The organism is Anaerocolumna aminovalerica, assembly GCF_900115365.1.
Taxonomy (GTDB): Bacteria; Bacillota; Clostridia; order Lachnospirales; family Lachnospiraceae; genus Anaerocolumna; species Anaerocolumna aminovalerica.
The window spans coordinates 67,977-86,300 of record NZ_FOWD01000008.1 but is presented as its reverse complement, the minus strand read 5'-3'; the positions used below and the strand labels follow the sequence as shown (position 1 = coordinate 86,300).

Genomic DNA, 18,324 nt, shown 5'->3' with positions numbered 1-18,324 from the left:
ATAAGAATGAAAGCGCCAAGAATTATGATTGCAGCAGTGAGCAGCGGAAGCGGTAAAACATTACTTACCTGTTCTTTATTACAGGCTATGGTGGATTGTAATAAGAAAGTGGCTGCTTTTAAATGCGGACCTGACTATATTGACCCCATGTTCCACCAGAAGGTGATTGGTGTACCATCTAAGAATTTGGACACTTATTTTACTGATGAGAATATAACAAGGCACCTGTTTTTGGAGGAAGCAGAAGGAAAAGATATCTCGATTATCGAAGGAGTAATGGGGCTTTATGACGGTCTTGGAGGAATAAAGGAAGAAGCCTCCTCCTATGATCTGGCTAAGGTTACAAAGACCCCCATTATTCTTGTTATTAATGCACATGGCATGGGAAGGTCGGTCATTCCTCTAATTAGTGGATTTCTGCAATATGATAGATCACAACTGATTCGGGGAGTGATTTTAAATAACACTTCAAAGATGTTCTATGAGACCTTAAAACCAGAGCTGGAGGCACAGATACCTGTTCCTGTTCTGGGGTATTTTCCAAAGCAAAAGGATATCCGCCTTGAGAGCAGGCATCTGGGACTTCAAATGCCTGATGAGGTGGAAGATCTTAAAGAGCAGGTAAAAAAATCAGCGGATATTATAAAGACTACAGTCAGTCTTGACAAAGTAATGGCCCTTGCTTTACAAGCGGTTGAATTGGAAGGGGAAGAGGTTAAGATTACCCCTCAGGTAAAAAACATACGAATCGGAGTTGCAAGAGATGAAGCTTTCTGTTTTTATTATGAGGACAATTTAAAACTGCTTCAGAAATTAGGAGCCCAATTGATTTACTTTTCACCTTTAAGGGATTCAAAGCTACCGGAGCACATCCATGGTACTCTTCTGGGAGGTGGGTATCCGGAACTTTATATAGAGGAACTATCCGGAAACAGCCGGATGAAAACAAGCATTAAAGAGGCTATTGATAATGGAATGCCTTCTATAGCCGAATGCGGCGGATTTATGTATCTCCATAAATCCATGGAGGATATGGAAGGAAAGAATTTTTCCATGGTGGGAGCCATAAGGGGCAGCTGTCATTATACAGGGAAACTGGTGCGGTTCGGTTACATTAATATTACAGAAGAAAAAGAGGCCTTTCTAAGTAAGAATGCCGGTATTAGAGGGCATGAATTCCATTATTATGACAGTACTGAGAATGGAGATTCCTGTATCGCGTGGAAGCCGGTATCGGGGAAAGAATGGCAATGCATTCACGCCGGAAAAAACTACTGGTGGGGCTTTCCCCATCTGTATTATTACTCTAATCCGGGTTATGTGAGATGTTATTTGGAGAGGGCGCAGGAATATGGGAAAAGGAAAAGCTTATGAACAAAAATCTATTGATTATTATTCATATATTTCTGATTTAGGGAACTGGAATGCGGTTTATAAAGTAATATTCTCCATGGGAGGGTTAATAACGGTAATAGGGGCGGATTCCCTTTGGATTTCACTTGTAACCATACTGTTTATGCTATTTCTCAGTGTTGGGGTGGGAAGAATCCCCATGAAAGCCTATTTAAGGCTGATGAAAATTCCGGCGGCTTTCCTTTTGATGGGAGGAGCAGCAATTATGGTACAGATTGGAAGGGGGCATAACAGTATATTTTATATCAGCTTTTTTCAGACGAAGCTATATATTACAAAGGACAGTCTATTACTGGCTGTTAATGTAACTTTAAAGGCACTTGCAGCCGTTAGTGCATTCTATATGCTTACCCTTTCTACACCTATGGGAGAGATTATATCCGTGTTCCGAAGGCTTCATGTACCTGCCTTGATACTGGAACTGATGCATCTGATCTACCGGTATATTTTCATTCTGTCAGAAACCAATCAGAAACAGAAAGATGCGGCAAAATCAAGACTGGGATATTGTGATATGAAGACTTCTTTTCATACCTTTAGCAGTGAGATGGCTAACCTGTTAGTACTGTCTATGAAAAAGGCGGATATGTATTATGATGCCATGGAAGCAAGAGGCTATGAGGGAACCGGGATTTTTTGGGAAGAAACCAAGACAGTAACAGGGAAGCAGCTGATGTACGGAGCACTATATACTCTATTACTAATGTTGGTTTTTATAGTCTTACGGAGGAACGTTTAGATGAAGGAAAAAATTCTGGAAATAAACCATTTGACCTTTGCCTATGATAGAAATCATCAGGCATTAAAGGATATCAGTATTGCAATATACGAACAGGAAAAGATTGCGGTTCTAGGTGCCAATGGAGCAGGAAAAACTACTTTTTTTCTGAACTTAAACGGTGTGAGGGAACCTTCATCCGGGGAGATCCGGTATCGGGGGGAGATGATTGACAAGAAAAATAAAACCAAGTTAAGACGTAATGTAGGGATAGTCTTTCAGGATGCCGACAGCCAGATTATTGCTTCCACAGTAAAGGCGGAGGTGGCCTTTGGTCCATTGAATATGAAGCTTCCAAGAGGGGAGGTTGAAGAAAAAACCATGGAGGCCATAAGAGAAATGAAACTGGAGGATTATATTACCCGACCTCCCCATTATCTTAGCGGCGGCGAGAAAAAAAGAGTCAGTATTGCAGATATTCTGGCGATGGACTCTGAAATTATGATATTTGATGAACCTACTGCATCTCTAGATCCGGTGAATGCTCAGGCATTGGAAGAAATTCTGGATAAAATCCAGCAGAAAGGCAAAACAATTCTTCTTTCAACCCATGATGTGGATTTTGCTTTTCGTTTTGCAAAGCGGATTCTGGTTTTTTGTGACGGGGAGCTGATTGGTGACGGAACAGCCCAGGAAATCTTTAGGGATGAGGTTATACTAAAGAAAGCGAATTTAAAAAAGCCGGTTTTTATGGAACTATATGACCTGTTGAGGGAAAAGGGAAAAATCAAAGAGACAACAGAATATCCCAAAAAATTATCAGATATTGCTCTACTTTTATAAAAGAATGGTAACAACTAATTAGTTGCTACCGAATCAGTTCTTCAACTGGCAATTTGTGCCGGAGCAAAAAATTGCTGTGAAAATTTTTAAGGGTGCAAAGCATCGGAATGGAGGTTAATATGTCAACGAAACAAAAAAAGATGATTTTTACACTGGCAGTGGTGTCAGTGATCATGGGTTTTTCCCAAAGAGCCTATGGGATGCACATTATGGAAGGATATCTTTCACCAAAATATTGTATTGCTTGGGGAGTTTTAAGCATTCCATTTTTAGTAACAGGATATCTATCCATTAAAAAGAAACTGAAGGATAACAGAAAGAATATTACCCTGCTTGCAATGGCAGGAGCGTTTATTTTTTTAATATCTTCCTTGAAGATCCCATCTGTAACAGGAAGCTGTTCCCATATGACCGGAACTGGGTTAGGAGCAATTTTATTCGGACCCACGGCTGTCAGCATTCTGGGAGTTATTGTTCTGTTATTCCAAGCAATTCTCCTTGCTCATGGGGGACTGACATCACTGGGCGCCAACACCTTTTCCATGGCAATTGCAGGTCCCCTTCTTAGTTATGGTATCTTTCAGCTTTGCAAAAAATTAAAGGTAAATCCTATGGTAAGTGTTTTTCTGGCAGCTTTCTTTGGAGATATCTTTACATATTGCATTACAAGTTTCCAGCTTGCCATTGCTTACCCATCGGAAGAAGGCGGAGTAATTACATCTATGGGAAAATTCTTGGGAGTTTTTGCACCAACACAGCTTCCTCTTGCTGTACTGGAAGGAATTCTTACTGTCTTAATTATGATTGCGTTGAAAACATATGCAAATCAGGAGCTTAAGCTGGTTAATTTAAATTTGGAGGAAAATTAATATGAATAAGACAAAGAGAACAGTTATCTTATTGATTATTGCAGCCTTATTAATAGCTCTGATACCCCTATTCGCATTAAAAGGTGCGGAGTTTGGAGGTTCTGACGATGCCGGAAGTGTGATGATTGAAGAAATTAGAGGAAGTTATGAACCATGGTTTACACCGGTTTTAGAAACCATGATTAAGGGAGAACTTCCAGGTGAAGTAGAAAGTCTTTTCTTCTGCCTTCAGACAGGAATCGGAATTGGTATTCTGGCCTTTTGTATGGGACGTTTTGTAGAGCGCAAGAAGTGGGCGAATACTAAGGGGACAAGTGAGTTATAGGATATACCTTCATGTATTTGGAGGGCATTTTACATAGCAAATTCGTACAGATACCCAAATAACGGGTCAGCAACATGGAGGAATATATGAAACAGGGAATTCTAATTGTTAGTTTTGGAACCACACATAAGGATACCAGGGAAAAAAATATTGAAAAGCTAGCAGAAACAGTCCGGGAAAACTTCCCGGACTGGAATATCTATCAGGCCTATTCCAGTGGAATTGTAAGAAGTATTTTAAAGAAAAGGGATAATATTATTGTCCCTGATGTAAAAGAGGCATTACAGCAGATGCACCAGGAGGGGGTTACCCATGCCGTAGTTCTGCCTACACATATCATAGACGGAATTGAAAATAACAGAATGAAGCAAACTATAGAAAGCTGCCGTGAGTTATTTGATGATATAAAAACAGCAGATGTGCTTCTTGGAAATGAGGAGGATTGTAAGTATATTGCTAAAGCTTTCTGGAAGGAAATAGAGAAAATAGCAGGAGACGCGCCTGTTATACTTATGGGACACGGATCCGCTCACGAAGCAGACAGATGTTATGCAATGGTTGAGAAGGAACTGCAGAGTTATACTGGAAAAGAAATCTATATAGCAACCGTGGAAGGAACGGTTACGATTGAGACTGTGATAGAGAGGCTGAAGGCATCCCCGAAAGAAAAGGGACGTGTACTGCTGCTGCCTTTTATGCTGGTGGCAGGAGACCATGCTGTAAATGATATGGCCGGGGAAGAAGATTCCCTAGCATCAAAACTAAGAAATGAGGGTTATGAACCGGAATGTATCTTAAGAGGAATGGGAGAATATGAAGGAATACGTAATCTTTACATTAGACATTTAAGAGAGGCAAATACGAAGTGTAAAACGCTGGAATCGAGGTTTGAATGAGTAAGGTTTTATATGGAATTGGAGTAGGTCCGGGGGACCCTGAACTATTAACTTTGAAAGCGTTAAGATGCATCAAAGAAAGTGATATAATCATTCTTCCTACGGAATCGAAAGAGGAATGCTATGCATACCATATAGTTGAGAAAGTATATCCTCAGATTAAGGAAAAAGAAATTAAATGCATGCCTTTTCCAATGATTAAAGATAAAGAGATATTAAAAAAGACCCATGATGAGATATATAAAGATATTGCGGGGTTTTTAGCAAAAGATAAAACCGTTGCATTTCTTGTGATTGGAGATCCTTCCATATATTCCACATATAGCTATATTCATGCCAGAGTGTCAGAGGATAAAGGTACAGCGGTTATGATAAGTGGAATTCCTTCTTTTTGTGCAGTTGCGGCGGCACTTGGTATTTCCTTAGGAGATAACAGTGACGAAATACATATCATACCCGGCTCCTATGATGTAGTCCATACTTTGGAACTGGATGGAACAAAGATTTATATGAAATCAGGAAAAAACCTTGCCCAGTTAAAGAAGACTTTGCTGGAATATGAGGGTTTAGAGGGTTTGGAAGTTTATGCTGTATCAAATTGCGGAATGAAAGAGGAGTCAATAAGTATCGGGATAAACAATCTGGATACGGAAAGTGGTTATTTGACTATTGTAATAGTGAAAGAGAAAGTTTGAAAGGGATAGCAGGATATATGGAGAACTCATATCGTTTTTTTGAAAACAGGGACTGCAAGTATTTTCCGTGCCATAAGGGACTTAAGGATTTTAACTGCCTTTTTTGTTATTGTCCTTTTTATACAAGAGAAAACTGTCCGGGAAAACCGGAATACAAGGAATATGACGGTAAAGTAATAAAAGTCTGCACTAACTGTACATTCCCACATCGGCCGGAAAACTATGAGGTTATACTAAAATTGCTTAAACTATAGTCATAATATTTAATAGGCTATGTTCTTCTTTAATGGAAAAACATAGCCTATTTTTATATATATTGTTCTCTGTGACAAAGTAAAAGGAATTGCTTTCATTGGACTTAATGATACAATGTAATTATCTTCAGAGAAAAAAGATATTGTAAAATAAAATATACCCTGAAGAAAGTTCCAGAAAAGTTGAATATTCAGAGTGGTTAGCAGCCTCGCTTATTTGTGCATCAATTGAGAGGACATGGTTTTGTAAAATCAATATACTAATAATAAGGAGTTGACTATATGGAGTGGATTGAAAGATTAAATAAGGCGATTGATTATATTGAAGAACATATGGGAGAGAAAATTGATTATGACCAGGTTGCAAAAGTAGCTTGCTGTTCAACATATCATTTTCAGAGAATGTTTGCTTATATGGCGAATGTTTCTCTTTCTGAATATATCCGCCGCAGGCGTATGTCTTTGGCAGCTGTGGATTTGCAAAGTGGAGATGAAAAAGTTGTTGATGTTGCTTTAAAATATGGTTACACATCTCCCACATCCTTTAACAGGGCGTTTCAAAGTGTCCATGGAATTGCTCCTTCTCTTGTAAAAGAAGAAGGAGTGTCCTTAAGAGCCTATCCTCCTATCAGCTTCAAAATAATTATTAAAGGAGCAGATAAAATGAACTACAGAATTGAAAAGAAAGAGGCATTTCGTATTGTAGGAATAGCAGAGCCCCTTCACAAAGAAATTGATAAGAACTTTGAGATTGTACCCCAGATGTGGCAAAAAGCTGCTATGGATGGATCAATCCCTAAATTGGTTTCCATAATGGAAGGGGAGCCTGTGGGGGTGTTAGGTGTAAGTGTCTGCAATGATTTCGAAGAGTGGAAATATTTTATTGCCGTTGCAAGTGCAAAAGAAACAGTGGATCAAGCATTGGAGGAATATGTGGTTTCACCTTTTACATGGGCAATATTCTCAGGAGAAGGTCAATGCCCCCAGGCTATACAAGAGTTAGAACAACGGATTGTAACAGAATGGCTTCCTACCTCCGGATACGAATATGATAACGGCCCGGATATAGAAGTTTATCTTAACCCAGAACCACAAAATGCTAAGTTTGAGGTATGGATTCCTGTAAGAAAAAAGAAATAACCTTACAAAAATGTTAGTTTATTGTAAGTTTAGACTATGGCATAATAATACTCCTGTGATACAATATAATTGTATTATATTGAAAGGAGTATAGAATATGAAAAAAATATTGAAATCTATGATACTTGTATGTTTTCTTATTTTTCTTTCTGTTTTTACAATAAAGGTTTATCCGGTTATTCGCAGTGGATATGAAATGTACCGCAATTCCAAGAATACAGTTAATCTTGAAAAAACCATAGCAGAAGTTCAAAGCCGTGATAATTACGTTAAACTTGATGAAGTTTCCGAAGAGTTTATAAAAGATCTGATAAAATCGGAGGACAAAAGATTTTATAGTCACAGCGGCTTTGATCTGATTGCAACAACAAGAGCAATGTTTAACAATATTAGGCTAGGATATTTTGCCCAGGGGGGAAGTACCATAAGCCAGCAGCTTGCAAAAAATATATATTTTTCATTTGAAAAGAAATTAGAAAGAAAAGTAGCTGAGCTTTTTGCCTCCCATGATCTGGAGCAGCACTTAACAAAAGACCAGATATTGGAACTATATATAAATATTATTTATTTCGGTGAGGGATGCTATGGAATAAAAGAGGCTTCTTACCACTATTACGGCGTTTCTCCCCGGGATTTGAATTCAGAACAAGTTGCTGCTCTTGTTTGGACTATTAAAAGTCCAAACAATTATAATCCTAATGTTCTCTCTGCTATGACTGCAGATGGAATTTAGATTCATACAGTAAATGTTTTTGTATAATGTCAGATGTCTATAAAATTAATCAGGGCATTCATTGCTGGAGTGAGTGCTTTTCCTCTATGGCATATTAATTGCTTCCATATGGTAACCAGAAAGTTTGGGTTGGAAATTGGAAGAATTGATTTTTCACTTAGTTCTTTTGCTACCACAAAGTCAGGAATAAATCCTATACCAAAAGAGTTTAAGATAAGTTCCTTAATCACCTGTACATTCCCGATTTCATATGTGGGAATTATAAATTCATCAAGCTCTGCTATGATATGATCTAAATACTTTCGATAACTGATATTTTCTTCCGTAAGATAGATAGGATATTGCTTAATATCAGATATGGTAGTATTAGTCTTACCTGCAAGAGGATGGTTGGAGGAAATATAAAAATTAGCGTTGACAGGGGATTCTTTTAATATAACAATATCGGGACGCTGTATTTTTAAGTCCAAAGTGCATACTATATCTACCTCATTATGGTTAAGTAAAGTGAACATATCCGATGTTACCCCGGTTTTTATAACAATTTTTACATTAGAATATTGTTTTTGGAATCCGGTAAGTATTTTTGGAAAAATGGATGTACAGATGGAATCAGCCATTGCAATTCGAATGGTACCGGATATTTCATCGGTACATCCATTTAGTTGTGCTTTTAATTCTTCGGTTAAAAGCTGGATGTTTTGTGTGTATTGTAAAAATATAACCCCATTTGCAGTAAGTGCAATTTTATGGCCGATGCGGTCAAAAAGTAAGTGGCCTAACTCTTTTTCTAAATTAGTAATTTGTGTAGAGACCGCTGACTGTGAATAACCAAGCTCTAAAGCGGCTAAGGAAAAGCTTTTTAATTCTGCAACTTTTATAAAGGTCTGTATATTCTTAAAATCCATTTTTACCCTCCAAGCCATATCAAAAATATTGATGATATTATCTATATTATCAATTATATTTATCCTAAGTAGTATGGTATAGTAATTAATGAAGAAATTCAATATCAAAATACTTAGAGGTTAAATATATGAAGGAAAAGAAACAAACAAATTCAAATAGTAATTTATTTGGAAGTAAATGGGGTTTTATTTTGGCCTGTGTCGGATCAGCAGTTGGATTGGGTAATATCTGGCTTTTTCCATACCGACTGGGACAGTATGGTGGAGCAGCATTTTTGATTCCATATCTATTATTCATTTTTCTATTTGGTTATGTTGGATTATCAGCAGAGTTTGCTATAGGAAGGAAGGCAAAAACGGGTACTCTTGGAGCATATGAGGTTTGCTGGAAGAAATCAAAGCATTCCAAGACGGGAACAGCCTTAGGGTGGATTCCATTAGTCGGTTCTCTTGGTATTGCAACCGGATATGCAATTATAATAGGATGGGTATTAAGAGCTTTATTTGGCTCTGCAACCGGAGCCTTATTTGAAACTTCAAGCGGGAATTATTTTTCACAGGCAACCGGAGATTTTGGTAGTGTAATATGGCATATTGCGATTTTAGGAATTACGGTTCTTATATTATTTACAGATTCAGTGGCAAGAATTGAGAAAGTCAGCAAAGTATTAATGCCGGTATTTTACATACTCTTTGCTTTCTTGGCGGTACGGGTATTATTATTGCCAGGTTCTGTGGAAGGATATAAATTTCTTTTTATTCCTAAGTGGCAGTCTTTATTACAGATTGAAACATGGATTATGGCAATGGGACAGGCATTTTTTTCGTTATCAATTACAGGATCTGGCATGATTGTTTATGGAGCTTATCTTGGTAAAAAAGAGGATATAGTTAATGCTTCACTGCAGACTTCTATATATGATACATTAGCAGCCTTATTATCTGCACTTGTAATTATGCCAGCTGTGTTTTCATTTGGTATTGAACCAACAGCAGGACCCTCACTTATGTTCCTGGTAATGCCCGACATTTTCAGGCAGATCGCATTCGGCAGGATATTTGCATGTATCTTCTTTATTTCAGTGCTTGTAGCAGGAATTACTTCATTAATCAACATGTTCGAGGCTGTTATTGAAAGTTTACAGTATAAATATAAGATTTCCAGAAATATAGCGGCACTGATTAGTATTTTAATATCATTTTCTATAGGTGTATTTTTGGAGAATGAGTTGAATGTGGGTAAATTTATGGATTTCATAACAATTTTAGTAGTTCCCCTTGGTGCAGTATTTGGTGCAGTATCTATTTATTATATACTGGGAAGAAATAAGATTGAAGAAGAATTAAATTGTGGTAGAAAGAAAAAATTGCCGAAGGTATATTCAGTAGTGGCAAGATATATTTATGTTCCTATAACTATCTTGATTTTTATTTTAGGAATTATTTATAAAGGAATAGGATAAACAAAGGGATATTCTATTCTATATTAAAACATTTATTTGTTAGCAGCAAATAGCAGCTAAAAGGTTGTGGTAAAATGACATTGTCATTCTAAGAGCATAACTTCAGCAAAACTGAATTATATACCGGAAGAACCTCACTCTTAAAGTGAGGCTCTTCCTTTTCAGCTTTAGATTGACAATTTCTAATTGAGCTTATCTGTTAAATTACATGATATTTTTTAAGCAGCCTTTCAATTTCAGTATCCTTTATTTTTTTAAGGACTTCTTTTAGTGCCAATTTCTGTTTTAAACTAAGATTAAGTTCTGTTATTTTCTTACCATCCATTAACTGTACCGTTGCATTTAAAAGTGCCCGTATATCATAAACACTTCCCCAAACCTCTGGTACCCCCCGGTCTACATCCAAAAGTGTATAAACAGCTTCCATGGCAGTACGAATGGAATATTCCGTTGTAAAGATGGTATCCCGTTCTGTTTCAGCAAACTGACCGATGAATGCAAAGTTAACACTTCCTTGTGGTACAACTGCAGGACGGTCACCGGCAGAACGAGGCATAAAGAAAGCAGTAATGTAAGGCATCATACATGGAATGGTATTAGCACTGTGTTCTGCAAGTCCTTCGATTTCATTTTCAGGAACACCCATATGATAGAGCCATTCCATACATATTTCCTTTCCGGTACACTCAGTCATGGTCTTCTTCACATAGTTACCCGGTTTATTTGTGAACAGCCCATAAATCCAGCCTACCAGCTGACCTTTAGGTTGTGTACGGAACTGAGGCTGACGATTGAAGGTCCAGCTGAGTAACCAGTTGGAGTCAACAACTGTAACGATACCACCGGTAACAACCTTTCCACTGAATGGATCACGTTTACAAATCTTCTTAACATATGGTGGGATTTTATCATCTAAGGTGGTTACTGTAGCAGACATCCAGTTAGTTTTTTCCGGATTGGAACAGAATTTGTCCGGGTAACCAAAGGAAGAGTCCTGTATAGCAATCTTACGCCACATATCCCAACCGCCACCGGGTTTTAATTCCGTTTTAAATTCAGCAGGGTGATTCTGATCACCTAAGGTAGAGTTCTCAACACATCCGCCATTAGTTATAAATATCAAATCATCTTCTGTTAAGTTGATGTTATCTTCCTTCCCCTCTCGGAGACAGCTGATTTTTTTGGCTGTTTTTTTATTATTTTGAATATCAAATTCCACATTGACAACTTGTGTTCCGTAATGGAACTGAACATTATGACTTTCCAGATATTTAATCATAGGGAGAATCATGGATTCATATTGGTTATATTTGGTGAATCTAAGAGCTTTAAAGTCCGGAAGGCCTCCAATATGGTGGATATAGCGGTGAATATATCTTTTCATTTCAAGGGCGCTATGCCAGTTTTCAAATGCAAACATGGTACGCCAGTATAGCCAGAAGTTGGAATTTAGTACTTCATCATCAAACAATTCTTCAATACTTTTATCATATAACTTCTCATCCGGAGTGAAGAACAGGCGCATTATTTCCATGCTGCCTTTATCGGACAGACTAAACTTACCTTCGGTATGAGCATCCTCTCCCCGGTTTATGGTAGCCCGCATCAGGGAATAGTTAGGGTCTTCTTTATTTAGCCAGTAATATTCATCCAGGACACTGACTCCTTCTGTTTCAATAGAAGGAATGGATCGGAACAAATCCCACATACATTCAAAGTGATTATCCATTTCGCGTCCGCCTCTCATTACGAATCCCCGGTCAGAGTGCTCGTAACCGTCACATGCGCCACCGGGGATATCTTCCTTTTCAAGAATATGAATCCGTTCTCCTTTCATTTGGCCGTCACGAATGAGATAACATGCCGCGGACAGAGCAGCAAGCCCGGAACCTATAATATAAGCTAATTTACGGTCAACACCTTCTGGTTTAACCGGACGTGCAAAAGCTTCATAATTACCACTGCTGTAATACATAATAAATCCTCCTTTAACTTTATAAATTTGGTATTATAAAAGATTGGTTTATGTTATAAACTGCTTAATAATCTTTATGAAAATAACTAGTATTAATAAATTTTACAAATAAGTAAATTATTATACCTTGTCATAAAGTTTTTAAAATTTAAAACGATATTATATATAAGAGAGGAGGAAGCCTGATGGGTACTAATATGAATATTACTATAAAAAACAACTTTTTTAATTCGACTCCTATTAATCAAGGCTTGTATGAAAAAAACTTTGCTATAAAGGGAAGTGAACAGCAAGGAGGAAAAGATTCGGATTCCATATCGATTAGTTCTTTGGGAAAGGCAAAGAGTCTTATTGAATCCTTAACAAAGCAAAAAGAAAAGATAATTGAAAATAAAAATGAGCTTATCGGCAGAACCCTTGAAAAAGGGGGAAGTATGGACAGCATTAAAACAAGGCTTGAAACTTTTGAGGAACAGATTAAAAACATAGATAATCAAATTGCTCAAATTACCTCTGAGCAATTAAAGCAGCAAGTTGAAGAACAAAAAAAAGTGGCATACAAAAAGCCAAAAACAGAAGATGAGATTGAAACGGAACGGTTGCATTCAATGGTAAATATGTCTTCAAGCTTGGATCAAGCGAAAGTGGTGTCTTCTGTGAAAACCAAAGCAGAGGGTGAGTTAAGAGTTTTAGGAACAGAAATTAAACTTGATGCATCACGTAAGGGAGTACATAAATCTAAATATGAACGTCTTGCTGAATTACAAAATAAAGCATCTGATTTGACCGCTAAAATAGGTGAAAGCTTAAGTAAGGTGTACGAAGAAATTAAGGACATTAATGAGAATCAAGTAACGGAAGCAGTAAGCTCAAAAACCGCTAAGAACCATGATTTAGAGAAAGAACTAAAGGATAAAGATAAACGGGATACAGCAGAAAAGACAGAGGACAAGGATGACAATACCAATTCTGATGTGAATTAAGCTGTAATTGCACCTCCAAGCGATGTTTGATAGATTAATGCTTGGAGGATTTTTTATATATAAATGTTAGAGTATACGAGTTATTTCGTACAACCAGCATTAATATAAAATTATTTATATTTCAATACAAATAGACTAGAATCATTTATTTCCTTTTATTAGATTTGCATATTGATAAAATAAGTTGACTTTGATAGAATAAGTGGAAAGATTTTAGTAACTGTTAATTACATTTGGAATGTCAAAGGAGCATAAGAAAATGAAAAGTATGGTAACGTTTGATTATTCATCAGCAAAAGGTTTTATCTCCGATTCTGAAATTACAATGATGGAAAGAATCGCAGAAAATGCAAAAGAGGAGCTGGTAAAAAAGGAAGGTCCTGGTAATGAATTTTTAGGTTGGATTGATTTACCCATAGATTATGATAAAGAAGAGTTTGCGCGTATACAAGCCGCAGCTAAGAAGATTCAAAATGATTCGGAAGTATTATTGGTAATAGGTATCGGCGGTTCTTATTTAGGTGCCAGAGCAGCAATTGAATTTTTAAGACATAGTTTTTATAATTCTGTTTCAAAAGAAATCAGAAAAACACCTGAAATCTATTATGTTGGAAACAACATAAGCAGTACTTATATGAAGCACCTAATTGAAGTAATTGGAGACCGTGACTTTTCTATCAATATGATTAGTAAATCAGGTACAACAACAGAACCTGCCATTGCATTTCGAGTATTTAAAAAGATGCTGACAGAGAAATATGGTAAAGAAGAGGCTGCCAAGAGAATTTATGCAACCACAGATAAAGCAAGAGGAGCTCTAAAGAACCTGGCTACTGAGGAAGGTTATGAAAGCTTTATCGTTCCGGATGAAGTTGGGGGCCGTTATTCTGTTCTAACAGCAGTAGGCTTGCTTCCAATTGCAGTAAGTGGTGCGGATATTGTAAAATTAATGGAAGGTGCAGCTGCAATGAGAGAGCATTGCATTAACAGCTCTTATGAGAATAATGATGCAGTACTTTATGCAGCTATCCGTAATATTTTACTGAGAAAAGGAAAAACAATAGAAATACTGGCTAATTATGAGCCATCTTTGCATTTTGTTTCGGAATGGTGGAAACAGCTTTATGGAGAGAGTGAGGGAAAAGATCAAAAGGGTATTTTTCCTGCCTCCGTTGATTTGACTACAGATTTACACTCCATGGGACAATTTATTCAGGATGGTCAAAGAACTTTATTTGAAACAGTGATGAATCTTGAGAAATCAACTTGTGAAATATTAATAGAAGAGGAAGAAGTAGATTTGGACGGTTTAAATTACCTAACCGGACAAAGTGTAGACTTTATTAATAAGAGCGCTATGAAGGGAACCAGACTGGCACATACAGACGGTAGTGTTCCTAACTTAATTATTAATATACCGGAGCAAAATGAATTTTATTTAGGTCAATTATTCTATTTCTTTGAATTTGCTTGTGGTGTAAGCGGTTACATTCTTGGAGTAAATCCTTTTGATCAACCAGGTGTGGAAAGTTATAAGAAAAACATGTTTGCATTATTAGGTAAACCAGGGTTTGAAAAGCAAAGAGAAGAATTGCTTAAAAGATTATAATCCTTTATGATATAAAAACGAATGAAGGAACTAAGTTTATGAACATGCTTCAGGTTCATGATATAGCAAAAGTGGAATTAGATGTTTATATTTTGAATACAAATACCGATTGTAGTGCGATTATGTTCAGAATGTTTAAAAAATGTTTTTAAGCTTAATAAAAGAAGTTAGTGCCTGATACATGGTGGTATAATGCCTTTTGAGATACTCCCCTTGAAGCAAACAGTTCAGATTAAAAACTGCTTGATTTAAAGGAGTGATCCCCAAAAGATATATGCCATGTATCAGGCACTTTAGTTAATCTATTTTCTTTACAAAATGCTGATAATCCGGTTCGGTTTTCCAGAATCCCCCCCAGGAAAAACCCCGTTTAGTAAATGCTTTAAACAAGACATCATTCTCCCGGATATAATAAGGGTTATCCAGACTTCGGTCCGCATATTTGGAGCCCTCAACAGGCAGGATTACTGTTTTATCTTTCATATATTGAACATATGGATTATACAAAGGATTTATATCGATAGCTAACCCAAGGGCATGTTTGGATAAATGGCTTCCGCCAGGTACCGGACGGAAATTAAAAGAAGAGGTATTATTGTCCGCCATGGAGGTATTGTCATCAGCGTCATATGCATCTATCAATACCATTTTTTCTATAGGGTATTTTGCTTCATATAGTTCTTTAAATATTTCGACTATGTCCTTTGCAATTGCTTTATTTACAATTAGTTCTCCAATATGGGTTTTTTCATCAAATCCATAATGGAGTACCCTTATGTACCTTAAGTCTTTCCGGGGAACCGTACAATCTTCACCGTATGATTTCCCTTTTATTTTATTAAATACATTCTCAGATATTTCTTCATAATAAAAATAAGTATCCATTGCTATATCTTCCACCTTGCTGATGTTTAATATTGTCTCTGCCGGAAGCTGATTCAAAGCTTCTCTTGTATCCGGTACTTCATTCAGAACATTAGTAACTTCCGTATCGGAAGTCGGCTTTTTATCTGTAGAAGTAGTAGGAGATTCGGAAGATTCTTTGTTATTAGCTGAAGCAGAGTTGGTGTTTTTACCTGATGTTGTATTTTCATCTGGTGTTGTACTTTCATCCGGCACTGAATGTTTATCCGGCATTGTACTTTCATCCGAAGCTGAATCTTCTGTCTTGGTTACCTGATTACTTTGTGTCTGCTTTCCTTTTGTATCATTATCCTTACTGCTTTTTCTATACCTCAAGAGGGAAAATACTGCAAATAAAATAATACATAGGCATATTACTATTAGTTTTCGGCGAATTCCTCTCATACAACCTCAATTCCGACGCTTTAGCGCCTAACCCGGGAATATTAATCTTCCTCTATTACATGTATCTCCAAATAATCAAAATCAATGGAATCTATAAAATTATCCTGGGTGAATCTTGTTTTATCATGCTTCTTAAAGTCCGAAACAGTTACATCTAACCAAATTGGTTTAGATAAGTCAAACTGATAACAAATTTCATCCACTGCTGCAAATATTTTTTTTGTTCGGCTTAAGGAAGTATCATCGTTGCATATTACCAGATCCTTTTGCATACGATTGTCCTTAAATACCTTGGCCCACAATCTAAACATAGTGTTCTCCATTTCTTTCATTCTAAATATGTCCAATATTATAGCACACTCTTTTGGAAAATGTATAGTGTAATCCTTATGAAGTTAAATTATTCTATTTTGGAGAGTACCTCTTGAATAAAAAATACTGGTTATTTCTTGTAAAATACTATTTTATAATATTTACGTATGAATTTCCTTTTATGAGGTATTAAAGTGGTTTGAAAACAATATAAAATAGCCCATAAAACCTGATTAATTAAGGTTACGGGCTATTAATTTATATAATTTAAGTATCATATATTACCTGAGAGTTATGATACTTAAGCTAATACATAGTTGATTATGATTATGTGCTAAACACTATTCAAAAACTTTAATTCCTTTTTTAGTCAGTTCTTCAATATTCCCATTAACCTTGCTTAATAATGCTAACATATTTTTAGAAATGGAAACTGCTTCTTCATATATACTATCAATGTCGCTCTTTCTGTTTTCTTTGATTGCATTCATCATGGAATCTCCTAAATGATGGAAGTCGTTGTGCAGTCCATCGATTTTATCCCAATCCGATTTTAAAGCAGGATGGTCTACTGTTAAAGCATGATAGAAATGACCAAAAGAGCATTTATTTGGATTTGTTTGTAATGGGATTATTTCAAAGGTATCTTTCATGGTTTTAAGCTGCTCCAGCCATTCAATATGAGCTTGGGATGCTTTATTTATAACATTGGAAAGTTCCTCATTGGTTACTGCATTTTTTCCGCTTTTTAAGTTATTATATAATTCTGCTACCACGATTGATAATTTACCATCTATTTCGGCAATACTTTTTGCATATTCAACACTTTCCATAGCATCATTATGAATATTTAATGTCATCTGGCTTAACTTTTCGGCATCAATGCTTGAAGTTTCCATTGCCTTATTTATTTCATTAGCAGCAATTTTAATACCTTGCATTCTTTCATCTATATCCGCTACGTTAGAAACAACACCATGGAGCATTTCTATATTACTGCCTACTGTTTCTGAAACGGCATCAATTTTAACACTCATCTGATTTGTGGATTCTAATGCTCTATGCATACTTTCTTTACCTTCTTGTGATGCATTATAAATATGTTCCACAAAACTTTTCATACCGTCTAAATTCATTTTGGTATCTTCTGATAATTTACGGACTTCCTCTGCTACAACAGCAAAACCTTTACCATGTTCACCTGCTCTTGCTGCTTCTATAGCTGCGTTTAATGCCAGCAAATTTGTTTGATTGGCAATTCCTTGTACGCTGTCTACAATTCTACCTACTTCTGTTGCCAAATCCACTAATTGCTCGATTTTGTTACTCATAATGCCAGTATCTTCAATAACATTTTCTTTTAAATGGACAACTTCATTTAATAGATCTTTACTTTCATTATTTTTTTCTGCCAGCTGTTTTGATTCATTGGATAGTGTCTCTAATGTACTGGCGGTACAATCAATGGTTTCTGTAACCTGATTCATAGTTGCGGTGGTCTCTTCTACAATCGCAAGGTTAGATTCACTAAGAACAGCCAGTTCTTCAGCAAATTTCATCAACTGATCAGAGATATGAGTCATACCCACATCAAAAGAACTTATGGCATTGGTAATTTGCAGTATTTCTTTTGCGGCATTTGACATTCTTTTTTCATTATCCATAAGTTTTTCAAATTGCGTAATTACTTTCGTATGCATGGGGTGATTTGTAGTTGGACACACGCCGTCAACCCCATTTATTGTGTCTTCAAAATAATTCAAAATGATTCCCATTTCTGAGCAGGAAGATACTTTCTTTTTCTTAAACATAATGATTGCTCCTTTATCTTGTCGTAAAAGTATTTAATTAATACAAATCCCACTTATAAAAATACTGCT

18 protein-coding genes are annotated in these 18,324 nt (G+C 36.4%); 13 read left to right on the top strand and 5 right to left on the bottom strand.

The features are described from left to right. Positions 1 to 6 precede the first annotated feature (6 nt). The 10 genes from BM183_RS06535 to BM183_RS06490 all read left to right on the top strand — a co-directional run bounded on the left by BM183_RS06535 (position 7) and on the right by BM183_RS06490 (position 7,886). Positions 7 to 1,374, top strand: a complete 1,368-nt coding sequence (locus tag BM183_RS06535; protein WP_091685445.1) for a cobyrinic acid a,c-diamide synthase CobB — start codon at positions 7 to 9, stop codon at positions 1,372 to 1,374. Further along, positions 1,352 to 2,152, top strand: a complete 801-nt coding sequence (gene cbiQ / locus BM183_RS06530) for a cobalt ECF transporter T component CbiQ (RefSeq protein WP_091685443.1) — start codon at positions 1,352 to 1,354, stop codon at positions 2,150 to 2,152. Before BM183_RS06535 ends, cbiQ begins: the two co-directional genes overlap by 23 nt. After that, positions 2,153 to 2,974 (top strand): energy-coupling factor ABC transporter ATP-binding protein, encoded by an 822-nt coding sequence (locus tag BM183_RS06525; RefSeq protein ID WP_091685441.1) that lies wholly within the window; start codon positions 2,153 to 2,155, stop codon positions 2,972 to 2,974. Between the two features lie 119 nt (positions 2,975 to 3,093). Then, positions 3,094 to 3,843 (top strand): energy-coupling factor ABC transporter permease, encoded by a 750-nt coding sequence (locus BM183_RS06520; RefSeq protein WP_091685439.1) that lies wholly within the window; start codon positions 3,094 to 3,096, stop codon positions 3,841 to 3,843. A gap of 1 nt (position 3,844) precedes the next feature. Continuing rightward, positions 3,845 to 4,168, top strand: coding sequence for an energy-coupling factor ABC transporter substrate-binding protein (locus BM183_RS06515; RefSeq protein WP_091685437.1), 324 nt, complete (start codon positions 3,845 to 3,847; stop codon positions 4,166 to 4,168). A gap of 86 nt (positions 4,169 to 4,254) precedes the next feature. Further along, positions 4,255 to 5,064, top strand: coding sequence for a sirohydrochlorin cobaltochelatase (locus tag BM183_RS06510; RefSeq protein ID WP_170847909.1), 810 nt, complete (start codon positions 4,255 to 4,257; stop codon positions 5,062 to 5,064). Then, on the top strand, positions 5,061 to 5,759 hold the full coding sequence (gene cobI, locus BM183_RS06505; RefSeq protein ID WP_091685434.1) for a precorrin-2 C(20)-methyltransferase: 699 nt from the start codon (positions 5,061 to 5,063) through the stop codon (positions 5,757 to 5,759). The genes BM183_RS06510 and cobI overlap by 4 nt, the downstream gene beginning before the upstream one ends. Positions 5,760 to 5,776: 17 nt before the next feature. Beyond that, the gene (locus BM183_RS21470; protein ID WP_091685536.1) at positions 5,777 to 6,013 is read left to right on the top strand and encodes a cysteine-rich small domain-containing protein; all 237 of its coding nucleotides are present in this window, start codon (positions 5,777 to 5,779) and stop codon (positions 6,011 to 6,013) included. A 282-nt stretch (positions 6,014 to 6,295) separates the two neighbouring features. After that, on the top strand, positions 6,296 to 7,153 hold the full coding sequence (locus BM183_RS06495; RefSeq protein WP_091685432.1) for an AraC family transcriptional regulator: 858 nt from the start codon (positions 6,296 to 6,298) through the stop codon (positions 7,151 to 7,153). 97 nt (positions 7,154 to 7,250) lie between these two features. Next, positions 7,251 to 7,886 (top strand): biosynthetic peptidoglycan transglycosylase, encoded by a 636-nt coding sequence (locus BM183_RS06490; protein WP_091685431.1) that lies wholly within the window; start codon positions 7,251 to 7,253, stop codon positions 7,884 to 7,886. Positions 7,887 to 7,915: 29 nt separating this feature from the next. Here BM183_RS06490 and BM183_RS06485 read toward each other — a convergent pair whose 3' ends face one another. Continuing rightward, positions 7,916 to 8,794: a LysR family transcriptional regulator gene (locus tag BM183_RS06485; RefSeq protein WP_170847908.1), complete on the bottom strand. Its 879-nt coding sequence runs from the start codon at positions 8,792 to 8,794 to the stop codon at positions 7,916 to 7,918. Between the two features lie 128 nt (positions 8,795 to 8,922). Between BM183_RS06485 and BM183_RS06480 the strand changes: the two genes are divergently transcribed. After that, positions 8,923 to 10,257 carry a sodium-dependent transporter gene (locus BM183_RS06480; RefSeq protein WP_091685428.1) on the top strand — a complete coding sequence of 445 codons (1,335 nt, stop codon included), beginning with the start codon at positions 8,923 to 8,925 and terminating at the stop codon, positions 10,255 to 10,257. Positions 10,258 to 10,456: 199 nt separating this feature from the next. Here BM183_RS06480 and BM183_RS06475 read toward each other — a convergent pair whose 3' ends face one another. After that, positions 10,457 to 12,232: an oleate hydratase gene (locus tag BM183_RS06475; protein ID WP_091685426.1), complete on the bottom strand. Its 1,776-nt coding sequence runs from the start codon at positions 12,230 to 12,232 to the stop codon at positions 10,457 to 10,459. Between the two features lie 185 nt (positions 12,233 to 12,417). On the opposite strand from BM183_RS06475, the gene BM183_RS06470 reads away from it, so the two are divergent. Together BM183_RS06470 and BM183_RS06465 are read left to right on the top strand one after the other, a co-directional pair. Beyond that, the gene (locus BM183_RS06470) at positions 12,418 to 13,215 is read left to right on the top strand and encodes a hypothetical protein (RefSeq protein ID WP_091685424.1); all 798 of its coding nucleotides are present in this window, start codon (positions 12,418 to 12,420) and stop codon (positions 13,213 to 13,215) included. A gap of 259 nt (positions 13,216 to 13,474) precedes the next feature. Next, positions 13,475 to 14,824, top strand: coding sequence for a glucose-6-phosphate isomerase (locus tag BM183_RS06465; RefSeq protein WP_091685422.1), 1,350 nt, complete (start codon positions 13,475 to 13,477; stop codon positions 14,822 to 14,824). A gap of 297 nt (positions 14,825 to 15,121) precedes the next feature. Here the strand turns inward: BM183_RS06465 and BM183_RS20945 are convergent, their stop codons facing one another. The 3 genes from BM183_RS20945 to BM183_RS06450 all read right to left on the bottom strand — a co-directional run bounded on the left by BM183_RS20945 (position 15,122) and on the right by BM183_RS06450 (position 18,255). Further along, a complete protein-coding gene (locus BM183_RS20945; protein WP_242960888.1) occupies positions 15,122 to 16,132 on the bottom strand; it encodes a M15 family metallopeptidase in 1,011 nt (336 codons plus the stop codon). Positions 16,133 to 16,173: 41 nt separating this feature from the next. Next, entirely contained in the window at positions 16,174 to 16,443 is a 270-nt protein-coding gene (locus BM183_RS06455; RefSeq protein WP_091685420.1) for a hypothetical protein, read from the bottom strand. Between the two features lie 342 nt (positions 16,444 to 16,785). Then, complete coding sequence (locus tag BM183_RS06450) at positions 16,786 to 18,255, bottom strand: methyl-accepting chemotaxis protein (RefSeq protein ID WP_091685419.1); 1,470 nt, start codon at positions 18,253 to 18,255, stop codon at positions 16,786 to 16,788. Positions 18,256 to 18,324: the final 69 nt, after the last annotated feature.